17 protein-coding genes are annotated in these 16,954 nt (G+C 64.7%); 5 read left to right on the top strand and 12 right to left on the bottom strand.

Translation table 11 applies throughout. From position 1 onward, the window contains the following. Positions 1-2: 2 nt before the first annotated feature. Positions 3-1,343, bottom strand: a complete 1,341-nt coding sequence (gene glnA, locus ACIPUB_RS14780; RefSeq protein WP_264270617.1) for a type I glutamate--ammonia ligase — start codon at positions 1,341-1,343, stop codon at positions 3-5. A 120-nt stretch (positions 1,344-1,463) separates the two neighbouring features. Here glnA and panB point away from each other — a divergent pair, with 120 nt between their 5' ends. Continuing rightward, on the top strand, positions 1,464-2,321 hold the full coding sequence (gene panB, locus ACIPUB_RS14775; RefSeq protein ID WP_407608051.1) for a 3-methyl-2-oxobutanoate hydroxymethyltransferase: 858 nt from the start codon (positions 1,464-1,466) through the stop codon (positions 2,319-2,321). A gap of 4 nt (positions 2,322-2,325) precedes the next feature. On the opposite strand, the gene ACIPUB_RS14770 is transcribed toward panB, so the two are convergent. Then, the gene (locus tag ACIPUB_RS14770; protein ID WP_407608050.1) at positions 2,326-2,520 is read right to left on the bottom strand and encodes an SPOR domain-containing protein; all 195 of its coding nucleotides are present in this window, start codon (positions 2,518-2,520) and stop codon (positions 2,326-2,328) included. A gap of 128 nt (positions 2,521-2,648) precedes the next feature. On the opposite strand from ACIPUB_RS14770, the gene map reads away from it, so the two are divergent. Then, positions 2,649-3,524, top strand: coding sequence for a type I methionyl aminopeptidase (map, locus tag ACIPUB_RS14765; RefSeq protein ID WP_407608049.1), 876 nt, complete (start codon positions 2,649-2,651; stop codon positions 3,522-3,524). Positions 3,525-3,573: 49 nt separating this feature from the next. After that, the gene (gene ppgK / locus ACIPUB_RS14760; protein WP_407608048.1) at positions 3,574-4,359 is read left to right on the top strand and encodes a polyphosphate--glucose phosphotransferase; all 786 of its coding nucleotides are present in this window, start codon (positions 3,574-3,576) and stop codon (positions 4,357-4,359) included. Between the two features lie 65 nt (positions 4,360-4,424). Here the strand turns inward: ppgK and nrdR are convergent, their stop codons facing one another. Further along, the gene (gene nrdR, locus ACIPUB_RS14755; protein WP_407608059.1) at positions 4,425-4,913 is read right to left on the bottom strand and encodes a transcriptional regulator NrdR; all 489 of its coding nucleotides are present in this window, start codon (positions 4,911-4,913) and stop codon (positions 4,425-4,427) included. Between the two features lie 150 nt (positions 4,914-5,063). Beyond that, entirely contained in the window at positions 5,064-6,422 is a 1,359-nt protein-coding gene (gene hisD, locus ACIPUB_RS14750) for a histidinol dehydrogenase (RefSeq protein ID WP_407608047.1), read from the bottom strand. Positions 6,423-6,584: 162 nt separating this feature from the next. On the opposite strand from hisD, the gene ACIPUB_RS14745 reads away from it, so the two are divergent. Together ACIPUB_RS14745 and ACIPUB_RS14740 are read left to right on the top strand one after the other, a co-directional pair. Beyond that, positions 6,585-7,082: a hypothetical protein gene (locus ACIPUB_RS14745; RefSeq protein WP_407608046.1), complete on the top strand. Its 498-nt coding sequence runs from the start codon at positions 6,585-6,587 to the stop codon at positions 7,080-7,082. A 74-nt stretch (positions 7,083-7,156) separates the two neighbouring features. After that, positions 7,157-7,654, top strand: a complete 498-nt coding sequence (locus tag ACIPUB_RS14740; protein WP_407608045.1) for a hypothetical protein — start codon at positions 7,157-7,159, stop codon at positions 7,652-7,654. Between the two features lie 57 nt (positions 7,655-7,711). On the opposite strand, the gene dnaE is transcribed toward ACIPUB_RS14740, so the two are convergent. The 8 genes from dnaE to ftsZ all read right to left on the bottom strand — a co-directional run bounded on the left by dnaE (position 7,712) and on the right by ftsZ (position 16,911). Then, positions 7,712-11,278, bottom strand: a complete 3,567-nt coding sequence (gene dnaE, locus ACIPUB_RS14735; RefSeq protein WP_407608044.1) for a DNA polymerase III subunit alpha — start codon at positions 11,276-11,278, stop codon at positions 7,712-7,714. 97 nt (positions 11,279-11,375) lie between these two features. Next, positions 11,376-12,314, bottom strand: a complete 939-nt coding sequence (locus ACIPUB_RS14730; protein ID WP_407608043.1) for an RluA family pseudouridine synthase — start codon at positions 12,312-12,314, stop codon at positions 11,376-11,378. After that, on the bottom strand, positions 12,311-12,913 hold the full coding sequence (lspA, locus tag ACIPUB_RS14725) for a signal peptidase II (protein ID WP_264270688.1): 603 nt from the start codon (positions 12,911-12,913) through the stop codon (positions 12,311-12,313). Before lspA ends, ACIPUB_RS14730 begins: the two co-directional genes overlap by 4 nt. Before the next feature lie 87 nt (positions 12,914-13,000). Then, positions 13,001-13,693 (bottom strand): DivIVA domain-containing protein, encoded by a 693-nt coding sequence (locus ACIPUB_RS14720; protein WP_264270608.1) that lies wholly within the window; start codon positions 13,691-13,693, stop codon positions 13,001-13,003. 217 nt (positions 13,694-13,910) lie between these two features. After that, positions 13,911-14,213 (bottom strand): YggT family protein, encoded by a 303-nt coding sequence (locus ACIPUB_RS14715; protein WP_264270607.1) that lies wholly within the window; start codon positions 14,211-14,213, stop codon positions 13,911-13,913. 21 nt (positions 14,214-14,234) lie between these two features. Then, positions 14,235-14,768, bottom strand: coding sequence for a cell division protein SepF (locus ACIPUB_RS14710; RefSeq protein ID WP_264270606.1), 534 nt, complete (start codon positions 14,766-14,768; stop codon positions 14,235-14,237). 189 nt (positions 14,769-14,957) lie between these two features. Further along, positions 14,958-15,689, bottom strand: a complete 732-nt coding sequence (pgeF, locus tag ACIPUB_RS14705; RefSeq protein ID WP_407608042.1) for a peptidoglycan editing factor PgeF — start codon at positions 15,687-15,689, stop codon at positions 14,958-14,960. A gap of 37 nt (positions 15,690-15,726) precedes the next feature. Continuing rightward, positions 15,727-16,911, bottom strand: coding sequence for a cell division protein FtsZ (gene ftsZ, locus ACIPUB_RS14700; RefSeq protein ID WP_302262440.1), 1,185 nt, complete (start codon positions 16,909-16,911; stop codon positions 15,727-15,729). Positions 16,912-16,954: the final 43 nt, after the last annotated feature.

Here is a 16,954-nt window from a genome sequence, read left to right as displayed (position 1 = left end):
CCCTAGAGGATCCCCAGGTAGCGCCGGAGTTCGAACGGGCTCACGTTCTGGCGGTAGGCTTCCCATTCGTCGCGCTTGTTGCGCAGGAACGAGGTGTAGACCTGCTCGCCGAGGATGTCTGCGACCAGTTCGGATTCCTCCATGGCGCGGATGGCATCGTGCAGGGACCCGGGAAGCGGGTCGTGTCCACTGGCGCGGCGCTCGGCGCTGCTCAGTCCCCACACGTCTTCTTCGGCCTGTGGTTCGAGCTCGTAGCCTTCCTGGATGCCCTTCAGCCCGGCGCCCAGCAGGCAGGCGTAGGCCAGATAGGGGTTGGTGGCCGAGTCGATGCCGCGGTACTCGACGCGCGCCGACTGACCCTTGCCCGGCTTGTAGAGCGGAACACGCACCAGTGCTGAACGGTTGTTGTGGCCCCAGGAGCGGTGGCTCGGGGCCTCCCCGCCGCCCCAGAGGCGCTTGTAGGAGTTCACGAACTGGTTGGTCACCGCGGTGAACTCCGGCGCGTGGCGCAGGATCCCGGCAATGAACTGGCGGGCGGTGTCGGAGAGCTGGAATTCACGGCCCGCCTCGAAGAAGGCGTTGGTGTCGCCCTCGAAGAGCGAGAAGTGGGTGTGCATGCCGGAGCCGGGTTCGTCGGAGAACGGCTTGGGCATGAACGTCGCGTAGATGCCCTGCTGGATCGCGACTTCCTTGATCACGGTGCGGAACGTCATGACGTTGTCGGCCGTCTGCAGCGCATCGGCGTAGCGCAGGTCGATCTCGTTCTGGCCCGGGCCGTTTTCGTGGTGGCTGAACTCCACGGAGATGCCCACGGCTTCGAGCATTGTCACCGCGGTGCGGCGGAAGTCCTGGGCGACGCCGCCGGTGACGTGGTCGAAGTACCCGCCCCGGTCAACCGGCACCGGGTAACCGTCGGTTCCCAGCTCGGAGGAACGTAACAAATAGAATTCAATCTCGGGGTGCGTGTAGCAGGTGAAGCCCATCTCGGAGGCGACGGCCAGCTGGCGTTTGAGCACCTGCCGGGAGTCGGCTGCGGCAGGCAGTCCGTCCGGGGTCAGGATGTCGCAGAACATCCTCGAGGTAGGCTCGGTCTCTCCGCGCCACGGCAGGATCTGGAAGGTGGAGGGGTCCGGCTGCAACAGCATGTCCGACTCGTAAATCCGCGACATTCCCTCGATGGAGGAACCGTCAAAGCCCAGGCCTTCCTCGAAGGCACCCTCGACCTCGGCAGGTGCCAGGGCCACGGATTTCATGGAACCCACCACATCGGTAAACCACAGGCGCACGAAACGTACGTCCCTCTCCTCAATGGTTCTAAGGACGAATTCCTGCTGGCGATCCACGGCGGGTTCCTTCCACAAACGGTTTTGGCGGCGGTTCCCGCCCCACTGACTCACTTTATACGTTTTTACGGCCGGGACACGGGAGGACAGCTGCGCCGAATGTGCATTAGTCTCTTGCCCATGAGTGCTCATCCTTCCACACCAGCAAATTCCCCTGCCACGGGCGCCGTTTCCGGACCGCGAATCCGTCTGCACCACCTGCAAGCGGCGAAGGACGAGGGCCGGAAATTCGCGATGCTCACCGCCTACGACACGATGATGGCGGGCATCTTTGACGCCGCGGGCATTGAGGTGCTGCTGGTGGGCGACTCGGCGGCCAACACCGTGATGGGCTATTCCTCCACGCTGCCGATCACCATGGACGAAATGATCGTCTTTTCCAAGGCGGTGGTCTCCGGCGCCAAGCACGCGCTGGTGGTGTGCGACCTGCCGTTCGGATCCTACGAGGTCTCCCCCGAACAGGCGGTTTCATCGGCGGTGCGCCTCATGAAGGAGGGCGGTGTGCACGCCGTGAAGCTGGAAGGCGGGCAGTTTTTCGTCCCGCACGTGCGCGCCCTGGTGGCCGCCGGCGTTCCGGTCATGGCACACATCGGCTTCACCCCGCAGTCCGAACATGCCCTGGGAGGCTACCGGGTCCAGGGCCGCGGCGACGCCGCGGCGGCACTGGTCGCCGACGCCCAGGCGCTGGAGGCCGCGGGGTCCTTCGCCGTGCTGATGGAAATGATCCCCACCGGCACCGCCCGCCAAGTCGACGAAGCATTGCGCGTTCCCACCGTGGGCATCGGCGCCGGTGCCGCCACCACCGGCCAGGTCCTGGTGTGGCAGGACATGCTGGGCCTGGGCAGCGGCAAGAGTGCGCGGTTCGTGAAGAAGTACGCGGACCTGCGCTCCGTGGTGTCGGGGGCAGCGACCGCCTACCGCGAGGACGTGCTGGCCGGAACCTTCCCGGCGGCGGAACACGAGTTCGGGGACCGCTAGCCCCCTACTCCTCCTCTTCCTCGTCTTCCTCGTCCCACTGCTCGTTGCGTTCGCGCACCTTGCTCATGGCCAGTTCCGCCTCGGCGCGCGAGGGATACGGGCCCAGGAGCTGCGACCAATCGGCCTGCGGCCCGGTTTCGACCTGGCCGGTGGTGATGTTGAACCAGAATTCGCCCTCGCCGGGCAATGCTCCACTCATCGGGACTGACCCACCTTTCGTTGACGCCACATTGACTCGATATGCCACCACCCTACAGCCGACGGCCGCCCGGGCAACGGCCCGGCTCCTTGGCACGCGACACCATCGACCCCGCTAGAATGGGAACCATGCCTTTAGCAACAACCGCACCCATCGGAACCCTCGTTCCCGGTACCCCCACTCCACAGCGAACCGTCCCCAACTCGATCCCCCGTCCCGAATATGTCGGGAGGCCGGCACCGCGCAAGTCCGACGCCCCGGAAGTCCGCTCCGCGGACATCATCGCCCGGATGCGCGTGGCCTCCAAGATCGCCGCGCAGGCGCTGGCGGAGGTCGGCAAGGCCGTCGTCCCGGGAGTCACCACCGACGAGCTGGACAGGATCGGGCACGAATTCCTGCTTGACCACAAGGCCTACCCCTCGACCCTGGGCTACCGCGGCTTCACGAAGTCGCTGTGCGCCTCCATCAACGAGGTCATCTGCCACGGCATCCCCGACACCACGGTGGTGCAGGACGGGGACATCGTGAACATCGACATCACCGCGTTCATCGGCGGGGTCCACGGCGACACCAACGCCACCTTCCTGGCCGGGAACGTCGACGAGGAATCCCGGCTGCTGGTCGAGCGCACCGAGGAATCCCTGCGCCGGGCCATCAAGTCCGTCATGCCGGGCCGCGAAATCAACGTCATCGGCCGCACCATTTCCGCCTACGCAAAACGCTTCGGCTATGGCGTGGTGCGGGACTTCACCGGGCACGGCGTGGCAGAATCCTTCCATACCGGATTGATCATCCCGCACTACGATGCGGCACCGGCCTACAGCCAGCTGATCGAACCGGGCATGACGTTCACCATCGAACCCATGCTCACCCTGGGCACCATCGAGTGGGACATGTGGGACGACGGCTGGACCGCAACCACCAAGGACCGCAAGCGCACGGCACAATTTGAACACACCCTGCTCGTCAACGAGGACGGCGCCGAAATCCTGACCCTGGCTTAACCCCAGGGACCCCGTTTTAGCCCCTCCTTAGAGAAAGAGCCCGACCCGCATGTCTGAACGCGCACTGAACCCATCGCCCACGGCCATCGGCATCGACATCGGCGGCACCGGCATCAAGGGTGGCATCGTCGACCTCTCGACCGGAAAGCTGATCGGCGAACGCGTCCGCATCGATACCCCGAAGCCTGCGACCCCGGCCGCGGTGGCAGAGGTGGTGGCCCAGATCGTTGCCCAGCTCGATGAGCGGGACGGGGCTCCCGGGGCGCAGACCCCCGTCGGCGTCACGTTCCCCGCCATCATCCACCACGGCGTTGCCCGCTCGGCCGCCAACGTGGACAAGTCATGGATCGGCACCGACGTTGATGCGCTCTTTACCGCGCAGCTGGGGCGCCCGGTCCATGTCATGAACGACGCCGACGCCGCGGGCCTGGCCGAGGCGCGTTACGGCGCCGGGGCGGGCGTGGGAGGTTCGGTGCTGGTGATCACCCTGGGCACCGGCATCGGCTCGGCGCTGATCCACAACGGCGTGCTGGTGCCCAACGTGGAGCTGGGACACCTGGAGATCGATTCGGCGGTCGCCGAGACCCGCGCCTCGGCCTCGGCGCGCGAGCGCGAGGACCTGGGCTGGGACGAATACGCGGTGCGATTGCAGCGCTTCTTCTCCCACGTGGAGTTCCTCTTCTCCCCCTCGCTGTTCGTCATCGGCGGCGGAATTTCCAAGCGCGCCGACGACTACCTGCCCCGGCTTTCGCTTTCCACCCCGATCACCGTGGCGAAGTCGAAGAACAACGCCGGCATCGTCGGGGCTGCCCTGCAGCAGTCCGGGCTTTCCTAGCCTGCTCCCGGGACGGACGCTTTCCTAGCCTGCTCCCGGGACGGACGCCAAGGGCGGGCCGGGGCCTAGCGCGCGCCCAGCGGACGCTGGTGGCCCGAGGGACGGGTGTCGCGTTCGACACGCAACTTCGCGATGGCCCCTTCGAAGTCCTCCAGGGACTTGAAGTCCTGGTAGACGCTGGCGAATCGCAGGTAGGCGACCTCGTCGAGTCGCTGCAGCGGCGTGAGGATCGCCAGACCGACTTCGCGGGCGTTGATTTCCGCGGCACCGCTGGAACGAACCGCTTCTTCGACTTCCTGGGCCAACAACGCGAGGTCGTCGTCGGTGACGGGACGCCCCTGGCACGCCTTGCGCACCCCGTTGATGACCTTGGCACGGCTGAACGGCTCGGCCACCCCGGAACGCTTAAGCACGTTCAGGCTGGTGGTTTCCGCGGTGCTGAACCGGCGGCCGCATTCGGCGCATTGCCGGCGGCGGCGAATCGCGGTGCCGTCGTCGGTCAGTCGGCTATCCACGACGCGTGAATCGGTGTGCCTGCAGTAGGGACAGTACATGGCACCCCTTCCTCGGGTCTCGTTCATGCAAAGCACATGCGTGCTCGGGATTAGTTTAGGGCCACATATAGCGTAGTCACAACAATGTCATTACCATATGTTGTGGTCTTCGCCACACTATGCCCATCGCGCCGCCGCCGGGCGGAACCGCTAGGGGAAACGGATGGCCACCGCGTCGCCGTGTGCAGGCAGGTCCTCGGCGTTGGCCAGGGCAACCACGTGGGGGGCCACCACCGACAGCGCGGCACGATCGTAGTCGATGACCTGGATGGCCTTGAGGAAGGTGTTGACGTTCAGCCCCGAGGCGAAGGCTGCGGTTCCGCTGGTCGGCAGGACGTGGTTGGAACCCGCGCAGTAGTCCCCCAGGCTCACCGGGGAATGCGCCCCGACAAACACGGCTCCCGCCGCTGTGATGTGCGCAGCGTCGGCGGCCGCATTGGCCGTGTGGATCTCCAGGTGCTCGGCCGCATAGACGTTGCACACCGCGATGCCCGCGGCCATGTCGTCGACCAGGATCGTGGCCGACTGCTTTCCGCCCAGCGCGATGCGCACCCGTTCGGAGTGCTTGGTGGTGGCGCACTGGCCCTCCAGCGCGTTGCGCACCGCCTCGGCGATCTCGGGCGAATCGGTGATGAGCACCGCGGCGGCGTTGGGGTCGTGCTCGGCCTGGGAGATCATGTCCGCGGCGATGAAGTCCGGGTTCGCCGTGGCGTCGGCCAAGATCGCGATTTCGGTGGGGCCGGCTTCGGCGTCGATCCCGACCACGCCCTTGACCAGGCGCTTGGCTGTCGCCACAAAGAGGTTTCCGGGGCCGGTGACCACATCGACGGGCTCGATGGCCAGCTGCGGGTCAATGCCCTCGGGCACCGGGACGCCGTAAGCGAAGGCGGCGATGGCCTGGGCCCCGCCCATGGCGTGGACCTCCTCCACGCCGAGCAGCTGGGCCGCTGCCAGGATCGTGGGGTGGGGCAACCCGCCGAATTCCTTTTGCGGGGGCGAGGCGATGGCCAGGGATCCGACGCCGGCGGCCAGCGCGGGGACGGCGTTCATGATCACCGAGCTCGGGTACACGGCCAGGCCGCCGGGAACATAGAGGCCCACCCGGCGCACCGGCACCCAGCGCTGGGTGACGGTTGCACCGGTGCCGTAGTCCACGCGGGTGTCTTCCGGCACCTGGGCCGCGGCAAAGGCGCGTGCCCGGGCGATGGATTCCTCCAGGCCGGCACGGACCTTGGGGTCGAGCTCGGCCAGGGCGCGTTCCATGGCCTCGGCCGGGACGCGGGTGTGGGTCTGGGTGACGCCGTCAAACCTTTCGGCCAGGTCGGATAGGGCGGCGAAGCCCTCGGCACGGACGCGGGCAATGATGCCCTCGACCGCCTCGGCGGCCGTGGCGAAGTTCAGTTCGGGCCGCGGAAGCACCGCCTTGAGGCTCGCATGGTCCAACGCGGCGCCCCGCAGGTCTAGGTCTTGGAGCGCGGAAAAGGTCTGGGGGCTGGCGTTGCTAGTCACCGCACCAGTTTATCGTGTCGGCGGACCGGCACCACGACATGCGCCTGGCATCGCCCTTAACAATCGAAACGGCACTCCCCTCGCTACTATGTGCTTCCCCCGCTGCATGCCTGTGCCATAGTCTGCACCTAGCACGCACGAAAACACCGGAAGGGGATCCGCATGCCACTGCCACACGGAAGCATCGAACAGTCGCCCACAGGATTGCGCATCGTGATCGAGCGCGAGGTCGAGTTCGGCTTGGAGGAAATCTGGAACGCCTTCACCACTCCGGAGGGCCTCGGACCCTGGGTGGGAGTCCTGCGCGGAAACCGCGAAGCCGGAAACCTGCGCTTCTCCATGGTCGAGGAGGGGAAGGAAGCGGAGCCCGCGACACTGGAAATCATCCGTTGCAGGCCACCGCATGAACTGGCCTTCACCACGTACAGCGAGTACGGCGCGTGGCACCTCGGGCTCGAACTGTCCGGGCGGGACGGGGTGAGTTCGATTCGCTTCATCCAGGAACTCGGGTTGACCGACGATCCGAGCAGCATCGGACCTGGCTGGGAGTACTACGTCCAGCGGGCGATTGTTTCACTGGAGGGCGGCGACGTCGAGTCCGTCAAATGGGACGACTACTACCCGGCCCTGGCAGCAGCATACGCGAAGGCGCCCGAATAGGCTTCGCCCTCCCCTGGGCCCGATCCGCGTGGGGCCCGCGCAAGGCCAACACCCATCAGGAAGGGTGCTACTCCATGACACAGGCCCACGGCGGTGTCGAGCTGTCGCCGACCGGTCGGCGAATCGTCATCGAACTCGATGCGCAGTCCGGTGTCCGTGAAATCTGGGATGTCTTCACCACGGCGGAGGGCCTCCGCTCCTGGGCCGGGATCCTGCGCGGGAACGCGGAAAGCGGCGACCTGCGGTTCGCATTCCTTAAGGAAGGGCTGGAATCGGCTGCCGGTAGCGTGCGGGTCCACCGGTGCAGGCCCCCGTATAAGTTCCGCTTGACGGCCGACACCGAACAAGGGGCCTGGGATCTTGGGCTGGATCTTTCGTCGCGAACGGGGACCAAGAAGATCACGTTCATCCATGAGCTCGGCGCGTCCGATGACCCAGGCATCATCGGGCCGGGCTGGGAGTATTTCCTGCAGCGGATGCTCGTGCATCTGCAGGGCGGCGACGTCGATTCGGTCAACTGGGACGACTACTACCCGGCCCTGGCAGCAGCATACGCGAAGGCGCCCGAATAGATCCGCCCGCGTTGGGGCTTTTCATTCGGGCGCCGTGGCACCGGGTCCTGGCCCGTGTCAGCCGTCGAGGCAGGTCGAACCCAGCAGGACCTTCAGGTCCCCGAAGAGCGCCGAGTTCGGGTTGACGCGGTATTCCATGCCCAGGCGCATGAGCGAGACGCCACGGGTGCTGTGCAGCTTCACGCGCACCTCGGTCGTCCCCTGGTGGACGCGCAGCACCTCCCCGAGCGCGGAGATGACCTCCTCGGTGGCCTTGTGGTTGGCCATGGAGATGACCACCGGCCCGCCCTCGCCGTCCTCGCTGATTTCCGGGACCGTGAGCTCCTGGGCGTTGAGCGTGATGGATCCGTCGTCGCGCTTCTGCACGCGGCCCTTGACCACCACGATCAGGTCCTCGGCCAGCACGTTGGCGATCGGCGCGTAGGCGTTGCCGAAGAACATGGTTTCCATGGACCCGGAAAGGTCCTCGATCTCGCATCTGGCGTACGGGTTGCCGCTCTTCTTGGCGATGCGGCGCTGCAGCGAGGTGATCATCCCGCAGATGGTCACGGTGTGCCCGTCCTGCGGGCCGTCGTCGGAAAGCACCTGGGTGACGGACATGTCGGCGTTCTGCTCCAGCAGCCCGCCCAGGCCCTTGAGCGGGTGGTCCGAGACATAGAGCCCGAGCATGTCGCGCTCGAAGGCCAGCTTGTCCTTCTTCTCCCAGTCGGGCATGTCCGGGACCGCGACGGTCATCCCGGCAGCGGCGGTCGGGTCCTCGAACGCGCTAAAGAGGTCGAACTGGTTGGCCGCCTCGTTGCGCTTGACCGAGATGACCGAGTCCACGGCCTCCTCGTGGACCGCGACCAGGGCCCGGCGGGCATGTCCCATGGAGTCGAAGGCGCCGGCCTTGATCAGGGATTCGATGGTCCGCTTGTTGCAGACCACCGCCGGGACCTTTTGCAGGAAGTCGGCAAAGTTCTCGAAATTACCCTTTTCGGCCCGGGATTCGACCAGGGCGTTGACCACGTTCGCGCCGACGTTGCGGATCGCTCCCATCCCGAAGCGGATGTCGGTGCCCACCGGGGTGAAGTTCAGCGCCGATTCGTTCACATCCGGTGCCAGCACGGTGATGCCCATGTGCCGGCATTCGTTCAGGTACATGGCCGTCTTGTCCTTGTCATCCGCAACGGAGGTCAAGAGCGCGGCCATGTATTCGGACGGGTAGTGGGCCTTGAGGTAGGCGGTCCAGTAGGAGATGACGCCGTAGGCCGCCGAGTGCGCCTTGTTGAAGGCGTAGTCGGAGAAGGGAAGCAGGATGTCCCAGAGGGTCTTGACGGCCTCCATGGTGTAACCGTTGTCGATCATGCCCTGGGAGAATCCGGCGAACTGCTTGTCCAGCTCGGATTTCTTCTTCTTGCCCATGGCGCGGCGCAGGATGTCTGCCTGACCCAGCGAGAAGCCGGCCAGCTTCTGCGCGATGGACATGACCTGCTCCTGGTACACGATCAGGCCGTAGGTGGTGCCCAGGATCTCCCGCAGCGGTTCCTCGAGCGTGGGGTGGATCGGGGTCTCTTCCTGGAGCTTGTTCTTGCGCAACGCGTAGTTGTTGTGCGAGTTGGCACCCATGGGGCCGGGCCGGTAGAGCGCGAGCACCGCGGAGATGTCTTCGAAGTTGTCGGGGCGCATGAGCTTGAGCAGCGAACGCATGGGACCGCCGTCCAGCTGGAACACGCCCAGGGTGTCGCCGCGGGCCATCAATTCGTAGGCGCCGGCGTCATCCAGCGCCAGCGTTTCCAGGTCCAGGTCCACGCCCTGGTTCGCCTTCATGTTTTCCAGCGCATCGGAAATGATGGTGAGGTTTCTCAGGCCCAGGAAGTCCATCTTGATCAGCCCCAGGCCTTCACAGGTCGGGTAGTCGAACTGGGTGATGACCTGGCCGTCCTGGATGCGGCGCATGATCGGGATGACGTCGATGATGGGGTCCGAGCTCATGATCACGCCGGCGGCGTGCACGCCCCATTGGCGCTTCAGCCCCTCGATGCCCTTCGCCGTTTCGAAAACGCGCGCGGCCTCCGGGTCGGTAGCCACCAACTGGCGGAAGTCCCCGGCCTCGGAGTAGCGCTTGGACTTCGGGTCCTCGATGTCGTTGAGCGGGATGTCCTTGGCCATGACGGGAGGCGGCAGTGCCTTGGTCAGGGATTCACCCATGGAGAAGGGGTAGCCAAGCACACGGGAGGAGTCTTTCAGCGCCTGCTTGGTCTTGATCGATCCATAGGTCACGATCATCGACACGCGTTCGTCGCCGTATTTCTCGGTGACGTACCTGATGACCTCCGAGCGGCGCCTATCATCGAAGTCGACGTCGAAGTCGGGCATGGAGACGCGTTCGGGGTTTAGGAAGCGTTCGAAGATCAGCCCGTGGACCAGCGGGTCAAGGTCGGTGATGCGCATGGCGTAGGCGACCATGGATCCGGCGCCGGAACCACGGCCGGGTCCGACGCGGATGCCGTTGTCCTTGGACCAGTTGATGAAGTCTGCCACGACCAGGAAGTAGCCGGGGAAGCCCATCTTGATGATGACGTCGAGTTCGAAGTCCGCCTGCTTGCGCGAATCCTCCGGGATGCCGCCCGGGTAGCGGTAGTGCAGGCCCTTGTCGACTTCCTTGATCAGCCAGCTGGTCTCGTCCTCCCCCGGCGGGCACGGGAAGCGCGGCATGTAGTTGGCGCTGGTGTCGAAGGAGACCTCGGCGCGTTCGGCGATCAGCAGGGTGTTGTCGCAGGCCTCGGGCAGCTCCTTGAACAGGTGGCGCATTTCCGCCGGGCTCTTGAGGTAGTAGCCGGAACCGGAAAAGGCGAAGCGCGAGCCGCCCTGGTCGTAGGTCGGTTCGTCGAGCGTGGAGCCGGAGTTGATGGCCAGCAGCGCCTCGTGGGCCTTGGCATCGTGCTCGTGGGTGTAGTGCAGGTCGTTGGTCGCCACCAGCGGGATGTTCAGTTCCTTGGACAGGCGCAGCAGGTCCTGGGTGACCCGGCGCTCGATGTCCAGGCCGTGGTCCATCAGTTCGCAGAAGTAGTTTTCCTTGCCGAACAGGTCCTGGAACTCCGCTGCCGCGGCCTTGGCCTCGTTGTACTGGCCGAGGCGGAGCTTGGTCTGCACCTCGCCGGAGGGGCAGCCGGTGGTGGCGATGATGCCCTCGTGGTAGGTGTTCAGCAGGTCGCGGTCCAGCCTCGGGTACTTGCCAAAAACCGAATCGAGTGAAGCGATGGAAGAGGCCTTGAACAGGTTCTTCATGCCGGTGTTGTTGTAGCTGAGCAACGTCATGTGCGTGTACAGGCCACCGCCGGAGACGTCGTCGCGCTTCTGGCTTTCCTCGGTGCGCCACTTCACACGGGTCTTGTCGTCGCGTGCGGTGCCCGGGGTCACGTAGGCCTCGATGCCGATGATCGGCTTGACCCCGGCGGCGGTGGCCTTGGACCAGAAGTCGAAGGCACCGAAGAGGTAGCCGTGGTCGGTGGTGGCCAAGGCCGTCATGCCCAGCCGGTTGGTCTCCTCAAAGAGTTCCGTCAGGCGCGCGGCACCGTCAAGCATTGAGTATTCGGTGTGCGTGTGAAGGTGTACGAATCCATCGCGATTTGAGCTAGCCACCGATCCAGTCTAGGCGCTCGCACCGACACCCGACCACCTGCGCGCGCCAATGTGTGAAGATGCACCCGGTGATGTTCCGGGTGCATCTTGGTACGGACTAGAAGTTGCCGTCCCGCAGCATTTCGAGGGCGTTGTTCAGGTCCAGCGGGTACTCGCTGGTGTACTCGACCCATTCCCCGTTCACCGGGTGGAAGAACCCTAGCAGTTGGGCATGGAGCCACTGCCGGGTCAGCCCGAGGGCCGCCGACAGCTTGGGGTCCGCCCCATAGGTCTGGTCGCCCGCGCACGGGTGCCGAAGCGCACTGAAATGCACGCGGATTTGGTGGGTGCGCCCGGTTTCCAGGGTGACCTCCACCAGCGATGCCCGGCCGAAGGCCTCGAGCACCTTGTAGTGGGTCCTCGAATCGCGGCCATCCTCGATGACGGCGAATTTCCAGTCATGGCCGGGATGGCGGCCAAGCGGAGCATCGATGGTGCCTTCCAGCGGGTCCGGCAGACCCTGCACGACGGCATGGTAGATCTTCTTCGGGGTCCGTTCCTTGAACGCGCGCTTGAGCGCCGTATAGGCGCGTTCGGTCTTGGCGACGACCATCAGGCCGCTGGTGCCAACGTCCAGGCGGTGGACGATACCCTGGCGCTCGGCGGAGCCGGAAGTGGAAATGCGGTAACCGGCCGCGGCCAGAGCGCCGACCACGGTGGGACCGACCCATCCCGGGGAAGGGTGCGCCGCAACTCCCACGGGCTTGTCGATGACGACATAGTCGTCGTCGTCGGCAATGATCTTGAGGTCTTCCACGATTTCTACCCTGATTTCTAGTGGGTCCGGCCTAAGCGGGATAAAGACGTCGATGGTGTCGCCCACATTGGTCTTCTTCGACTTGCCCAGCACCTTGCTCCCGAGGGTTACGTTTCCCTCGGCGCAAAGCAATGCCGCCTGCGCGCGGGAGAGCTCGAGGCGTTTGACCAGGAAGGCGTCTATGCGCAGGCCAGCCTCCTCCGGGTCGACGACGAGCGATTCGGTCCGCTCCTGGGTCACTGCAGTTCCCTGGGCTCGGCCCCGGCGTCGTGTCCGGGTTCCTTTTTATCCGCCGGCTTGCTGCCATCGAGTTCGCGACCGGTGAAGAGCAGCAGGCAGATCCCGATCATCGAGCAGACGATGAACATGTCGGCGATGTTGAAAATGGCAAAGTTGGGCAGCGCAATGAAGTCCACCACGTGGCCCTGCCCAAAGGATGGAGGACGAAAGAGACGGTCGGTCAGGTTTCCCGCGACCCCGCCCATCAAGCCGCCCAGGGCCAGCGACCACGGCCAGACGCGGATCTTGCGGACCAGGAACACCGCCACGTAGATGAGCACCGCTGCCTGGATGATGCTAAAGATCCAGGTGTAGCCCTCGCCCATGGAAAACGCGGCGCCCGAGTTCTTGATGTAATACCAGCGCAGCAGCGGAGGGAAGACGTCGATGACCTGCCCCTCGCTCATGGAGGTTTCAACGATGCGCTTGGTGAATTGATCCAGGACCAATGCAAGTACCGCCAGGATGCCCGCGGCATAAATGAGGCGCCGTTTGGTTCCACTGCCTGGCGCGGGCGTGGCGGCGCCTTCCGACGCCGGTGGTGTGGAGCTGTTTTCCATCATGTCCTTTAACGCATTGTTGGCGGTCGGTAACCCGACCGCCAACAATCTTAAGCCATCAATATGTGAGGCAGGTGGTGAAGCAGATTAGCCGTTTTCCTTGGCTTCTGCCGTGTCCATGGAGCCCTTGGCTTCGAGGTCGCGCAGCTGACCCTCGATGTAGGTCTTCAGGCGAGCGCGGTAGTCGCGCTCGAATCCACGCAGCTGCTCGACCTTGCGCTCCAGAACAGTCTTCTGCTGCTCCAGGGCCGACAGGGTCTTGCGGCTCTTCTCCTCGGCCTCGGAAACGAGGCTGTTTGCCTCGAGCTGGGCTTCGGCGATGATCTTGTCACGCTGTTCAACACCTGCGGAGACGTACTCGTCGTGCAGACGTTGTGCCATGGCGAGGACGCCGGCGGCGGACTCGGCGGTGGAAGCCGGGGCTGCAGCTGCGGCGGCGGGGGCCACTGCTGCTGCCTTTGCCGGCTCTGCTGCCTTGGGTGCTTCCGGAGCCTTGGTCTCGTCCTTCTTGACCTCGGGCGCCTTGGCTTCCTTGGGCTTTTCCGCTTCGACGGGCTTGGCCGCGGGGGCTGCTGCCACAGGGGCTGGGACGGCCTGTTCGCCTTCGCTAATGCCGGCTTCCGACAGGCGGCGACGCAGTTCGTCGTTCTCCTGCGTCAGACGACGTAGCTCGACAACGATTTCGTCTAGGAAATCGTCAACTTCATCCTGATCGTAGCCTTCACGAAACTTCGTCGGCTGAAATCGCTTGTTGACTACATCTTCTGGCGTGAGAGCCATCTGGTCACCTCGATACTTGGTTCTCTCCTCGAACCGCTGAAGTGCGGCACGAGTACACTTACCGTTTATTGGTGCGCAACCCGGTGCAGTCGTTGCGCCTAATGTGACAACACTATAACGACTGGACCGGTAAAGGCTAAAGGAAACGAGCTTTCGTTCCGAAAATTCTCCGCCTTGACCCTTGTCGCACCGTAATTCTTGCCTCCGTGGAGGCCTATCACTGAGCCGCGGCAACGCCCAAATTGTTAACAACAATCTTGAGCACTATTACCGCAAAGAACAAAATAATGAACGCCAAATCAAGGCGAATTCCGCCGAGATCTAGCGGTTTTATGCGCGAGCGCAACCAGCGCATCGGAGGGTCAGTGGTCTTGGCAATTACCGAGACCGCAACCAGGGCCAGTCCACGCGGACGCCAGGAGCGCGCAAACGACTCCGTGACGTCAAGCACTATGCGCAACAGCAACATGACCTGCAGCACCGTCAGCACTACGTAAAGTAGCGCGAAAATAAGCTCCACTATGCCTTCGAACCCTTGAACTTAGCTCTGGTTGAAAAAGGTTGCCTGGTCTTCGGACTGTTTCTTGTCCTCACCCAGGACCTCAACCGTCGACGGCGAGAGCAGGAACACCTTGTTGGTGACCCGCTCGATGCTTCCGTGGAGGGCAAAAACCAGCCCCGCCGAGAAATCGACCAGGCGCTTGGCGTCAGCTTCGCCCATGTCCGTGACGTTCATGATGACTGGGATGCCATCACGGAAGTTCTCGCCAATGATTTTCGCGTCATTGTAAGAACGTGGATGAACGGTGGTGATTTGACGCAATGAAGAGTCCTCGTCCCGTGCTGAAGGAGCGCGCTTGATGGGTGTTACCGGAGCCCGGTATTCGTTTTCGGTGACAGGGCGGGGTGCCACTTGTGCTACCGGAGCTGGCTGTGCGGCAACCGGCTCTTCGCGGACCGGCTCGACAACGCGCACTTCTTCACGCGCTTCAATGTCGTGCTTGTCGGCCTCGAAGTTCTCGTCACCTTCGGCGAGTCCCAGGTAGATCATTGTCTTGCGCAATGCGCCAGCCATGGTCTTCTCCTTTTGATCGTGCGCGGTCGGCGGTCTACCGAACCGCAAATCTCTCCGCTAACTCGACGCTACAGCACCATTTGGCGGTGTCGGAGGACATCGGCGTGATTTGGGCGGTGTGTCGCCATGTGGCGTTCGGCGCGGGGGCCGCGGACCCGTTTCTGGACCGCTGGACGGCCGGTTGAAGACTCAGGAAGGTGAGCCGGACACCATCTGGTCCGTTGCCTGCCACACCAATCCGGCCAGTCGGCCGGTGCGGGAGTCGCGGCGGTAGGAAAAGTAGGTCTCGTCTTCCAGGGTGCATGCCCCGGATTCGGTGACTGCTACGCCCAGATCGCGAAGTTCGGAAGCCGCTGCACGCGGGAGATCCAGGCCGGTGGTGCCACGGCTGGTGGTGGAACCGATCCCGGGGCGCAGGGCCTCGGAATCGGCGGCCATGTCGGCGGGAACTTCGTAGCAGCTGCCACATATCGACGGCCCGATCCAGGCCTCAAAGTCCTCCGCCCCGGCCGAGCGCATGCGCTTTACCGTTTCGGTCAGGATTCCGTCGAGCAATCCGCGTCGTCCGGCGTGCGCGACAGCTGTGACCGGTCCCTGTTCGGAGACGCCCACGAGGACCAAGGGGACGCAATCGGCGACCATGACGGCCAGCGGTTGCGTTGAGTCGGCCGAGAACAGACCGTCGCAGGTGGGAATGCCGGATTTCTCCGGCGGCCCGGTGACTTCAAGCACCGTGGCCGAATGGATCTGGTCCATGTAGCTGAACCGGGTCTCCCCCAGTCCCAGGGTCCGTTCCAGATCGCGACGCCGCAGCAGCACGGCGTCGCGATCATCAGGAACGTGGAAGGCAAGGTTCCCTTCGGCCGTGGATGTGAATGCAATGTGCACGCCGGGGGCGAGCATTGACTGGTATCGCAACATGGTGGCTTGGAAGGTTCCCTTCTGCCGTCGGCCCGGCTTACTTCAGGAAGTCGGGGACGTCCAGGTCGTCGTTGGCGGCCGAGAGGTCCGGCTCGACAATGGCGGGAAGTTCCTCGAAGCCCGGTTCAACGGTTGCCACGGCAGCGTGGACCTCTTCCCGGCGGGGTGCCGCCTGGGGCGAGGCCGGTGCCGCGGCGGGAGCGGCGGGTGCCGCTGCCGGTGCTGCGGGGGCGTTGCGTACGGCCGGCTGCAGGGTCTGCGGCGCACTGGTGGCATCGACCTGGTCGAAGCCTGCAGCGATGACCGTCACGCGGGCCTCGTCACCCAGGGCGTCGTCAATGACGGCGCCGAAGATGATGTTGGCTTCCGGGTGGGCCACTTCCTGCACGAGGCGGGCCGCCTCGTTGATCTCGAACAACCCGAGGTCCGAGCCGCCCTGGATGGACAGCAGGACGCCGTGGGCGCCGTCGATGGAGGCTTCGAGCAGCGGCGAGGCGATGGCGAGCTCCGCGGCCTTGACGGCGCGATCCTCGCCGCGTGCCGAGCCGATGCCCATGAGTGCCGATCCGGCACCCTGCATCACGGACTTGACGTCCGCGAAGTCGAGGTTGATCAGGCCCGGGGTGGTGATCAGGTCGGTGATGCCCTGCACACCGGAGAGCAGCACTTGGTCGGCCTGGCGGAATGCGTCCAGGACCGAGACGTTGCGGTCCGAGATGGAGAGCAGTCGGTCGTTGGGGATGACGATGAGGGTGTCGACCTCGTCGCGCAGCGCCTCGATGCCGTTTTCGGCACTGGTCGCACGGCGGCGTCCCTCGAAGGTGAACGGACGGGTGACCACGCCAATGGTCAGCGCGCCGAGCCCGCGTGCGATGCGTGCGATGACCGGAGCGCCACCGGTGCCGGTGCCGCCGCCCTCGCCCGCGGTCACGAAGACCATGTCGGCCCCGCGCAGCACTTCCTCGATTTCCTCCGCGTGGTCCTCCGCCGCTTGGCGGCCCACGTCGGGGTTGGCGCCGGCGCCCAGGCCACGGGTGAGTTCGCGGCCCACATCGAGCTTGACGTCGGCATCGCTCATGAGCAATGCCTGCGCATCCGTGTTGATTGCAATAAATTCAACGCCTCGCAGGCCAACTTCGATCATGCGGTTGACGGCGTTGACGCCGCCACCGCCGATGCCGACGACCTTGATGACGGCGAGGTAGTTCTGTGGAGCTGCCACGTCCTGATTCCCTTGTTCGATGTGCTGCTGACCGAGGAAGCTC

The organism is Paeniglutamicibacter sp. ORCA_105, from assembly GCF_045798545.1.
In the GTDB taxonomy this organism is placed as follows: Bacteria; Actinomycetota; Actinomycetes; order Actinomycetales; family Micrococcaceae; genus Paeniglutamicibacter; species Paeniglutamicibacter sulfureus.
The sequence above is the reverse complement of the archived record's forward strand: the minus strand, read 5'-3'. Positions and strand labels throughout refer to the sequence as shown.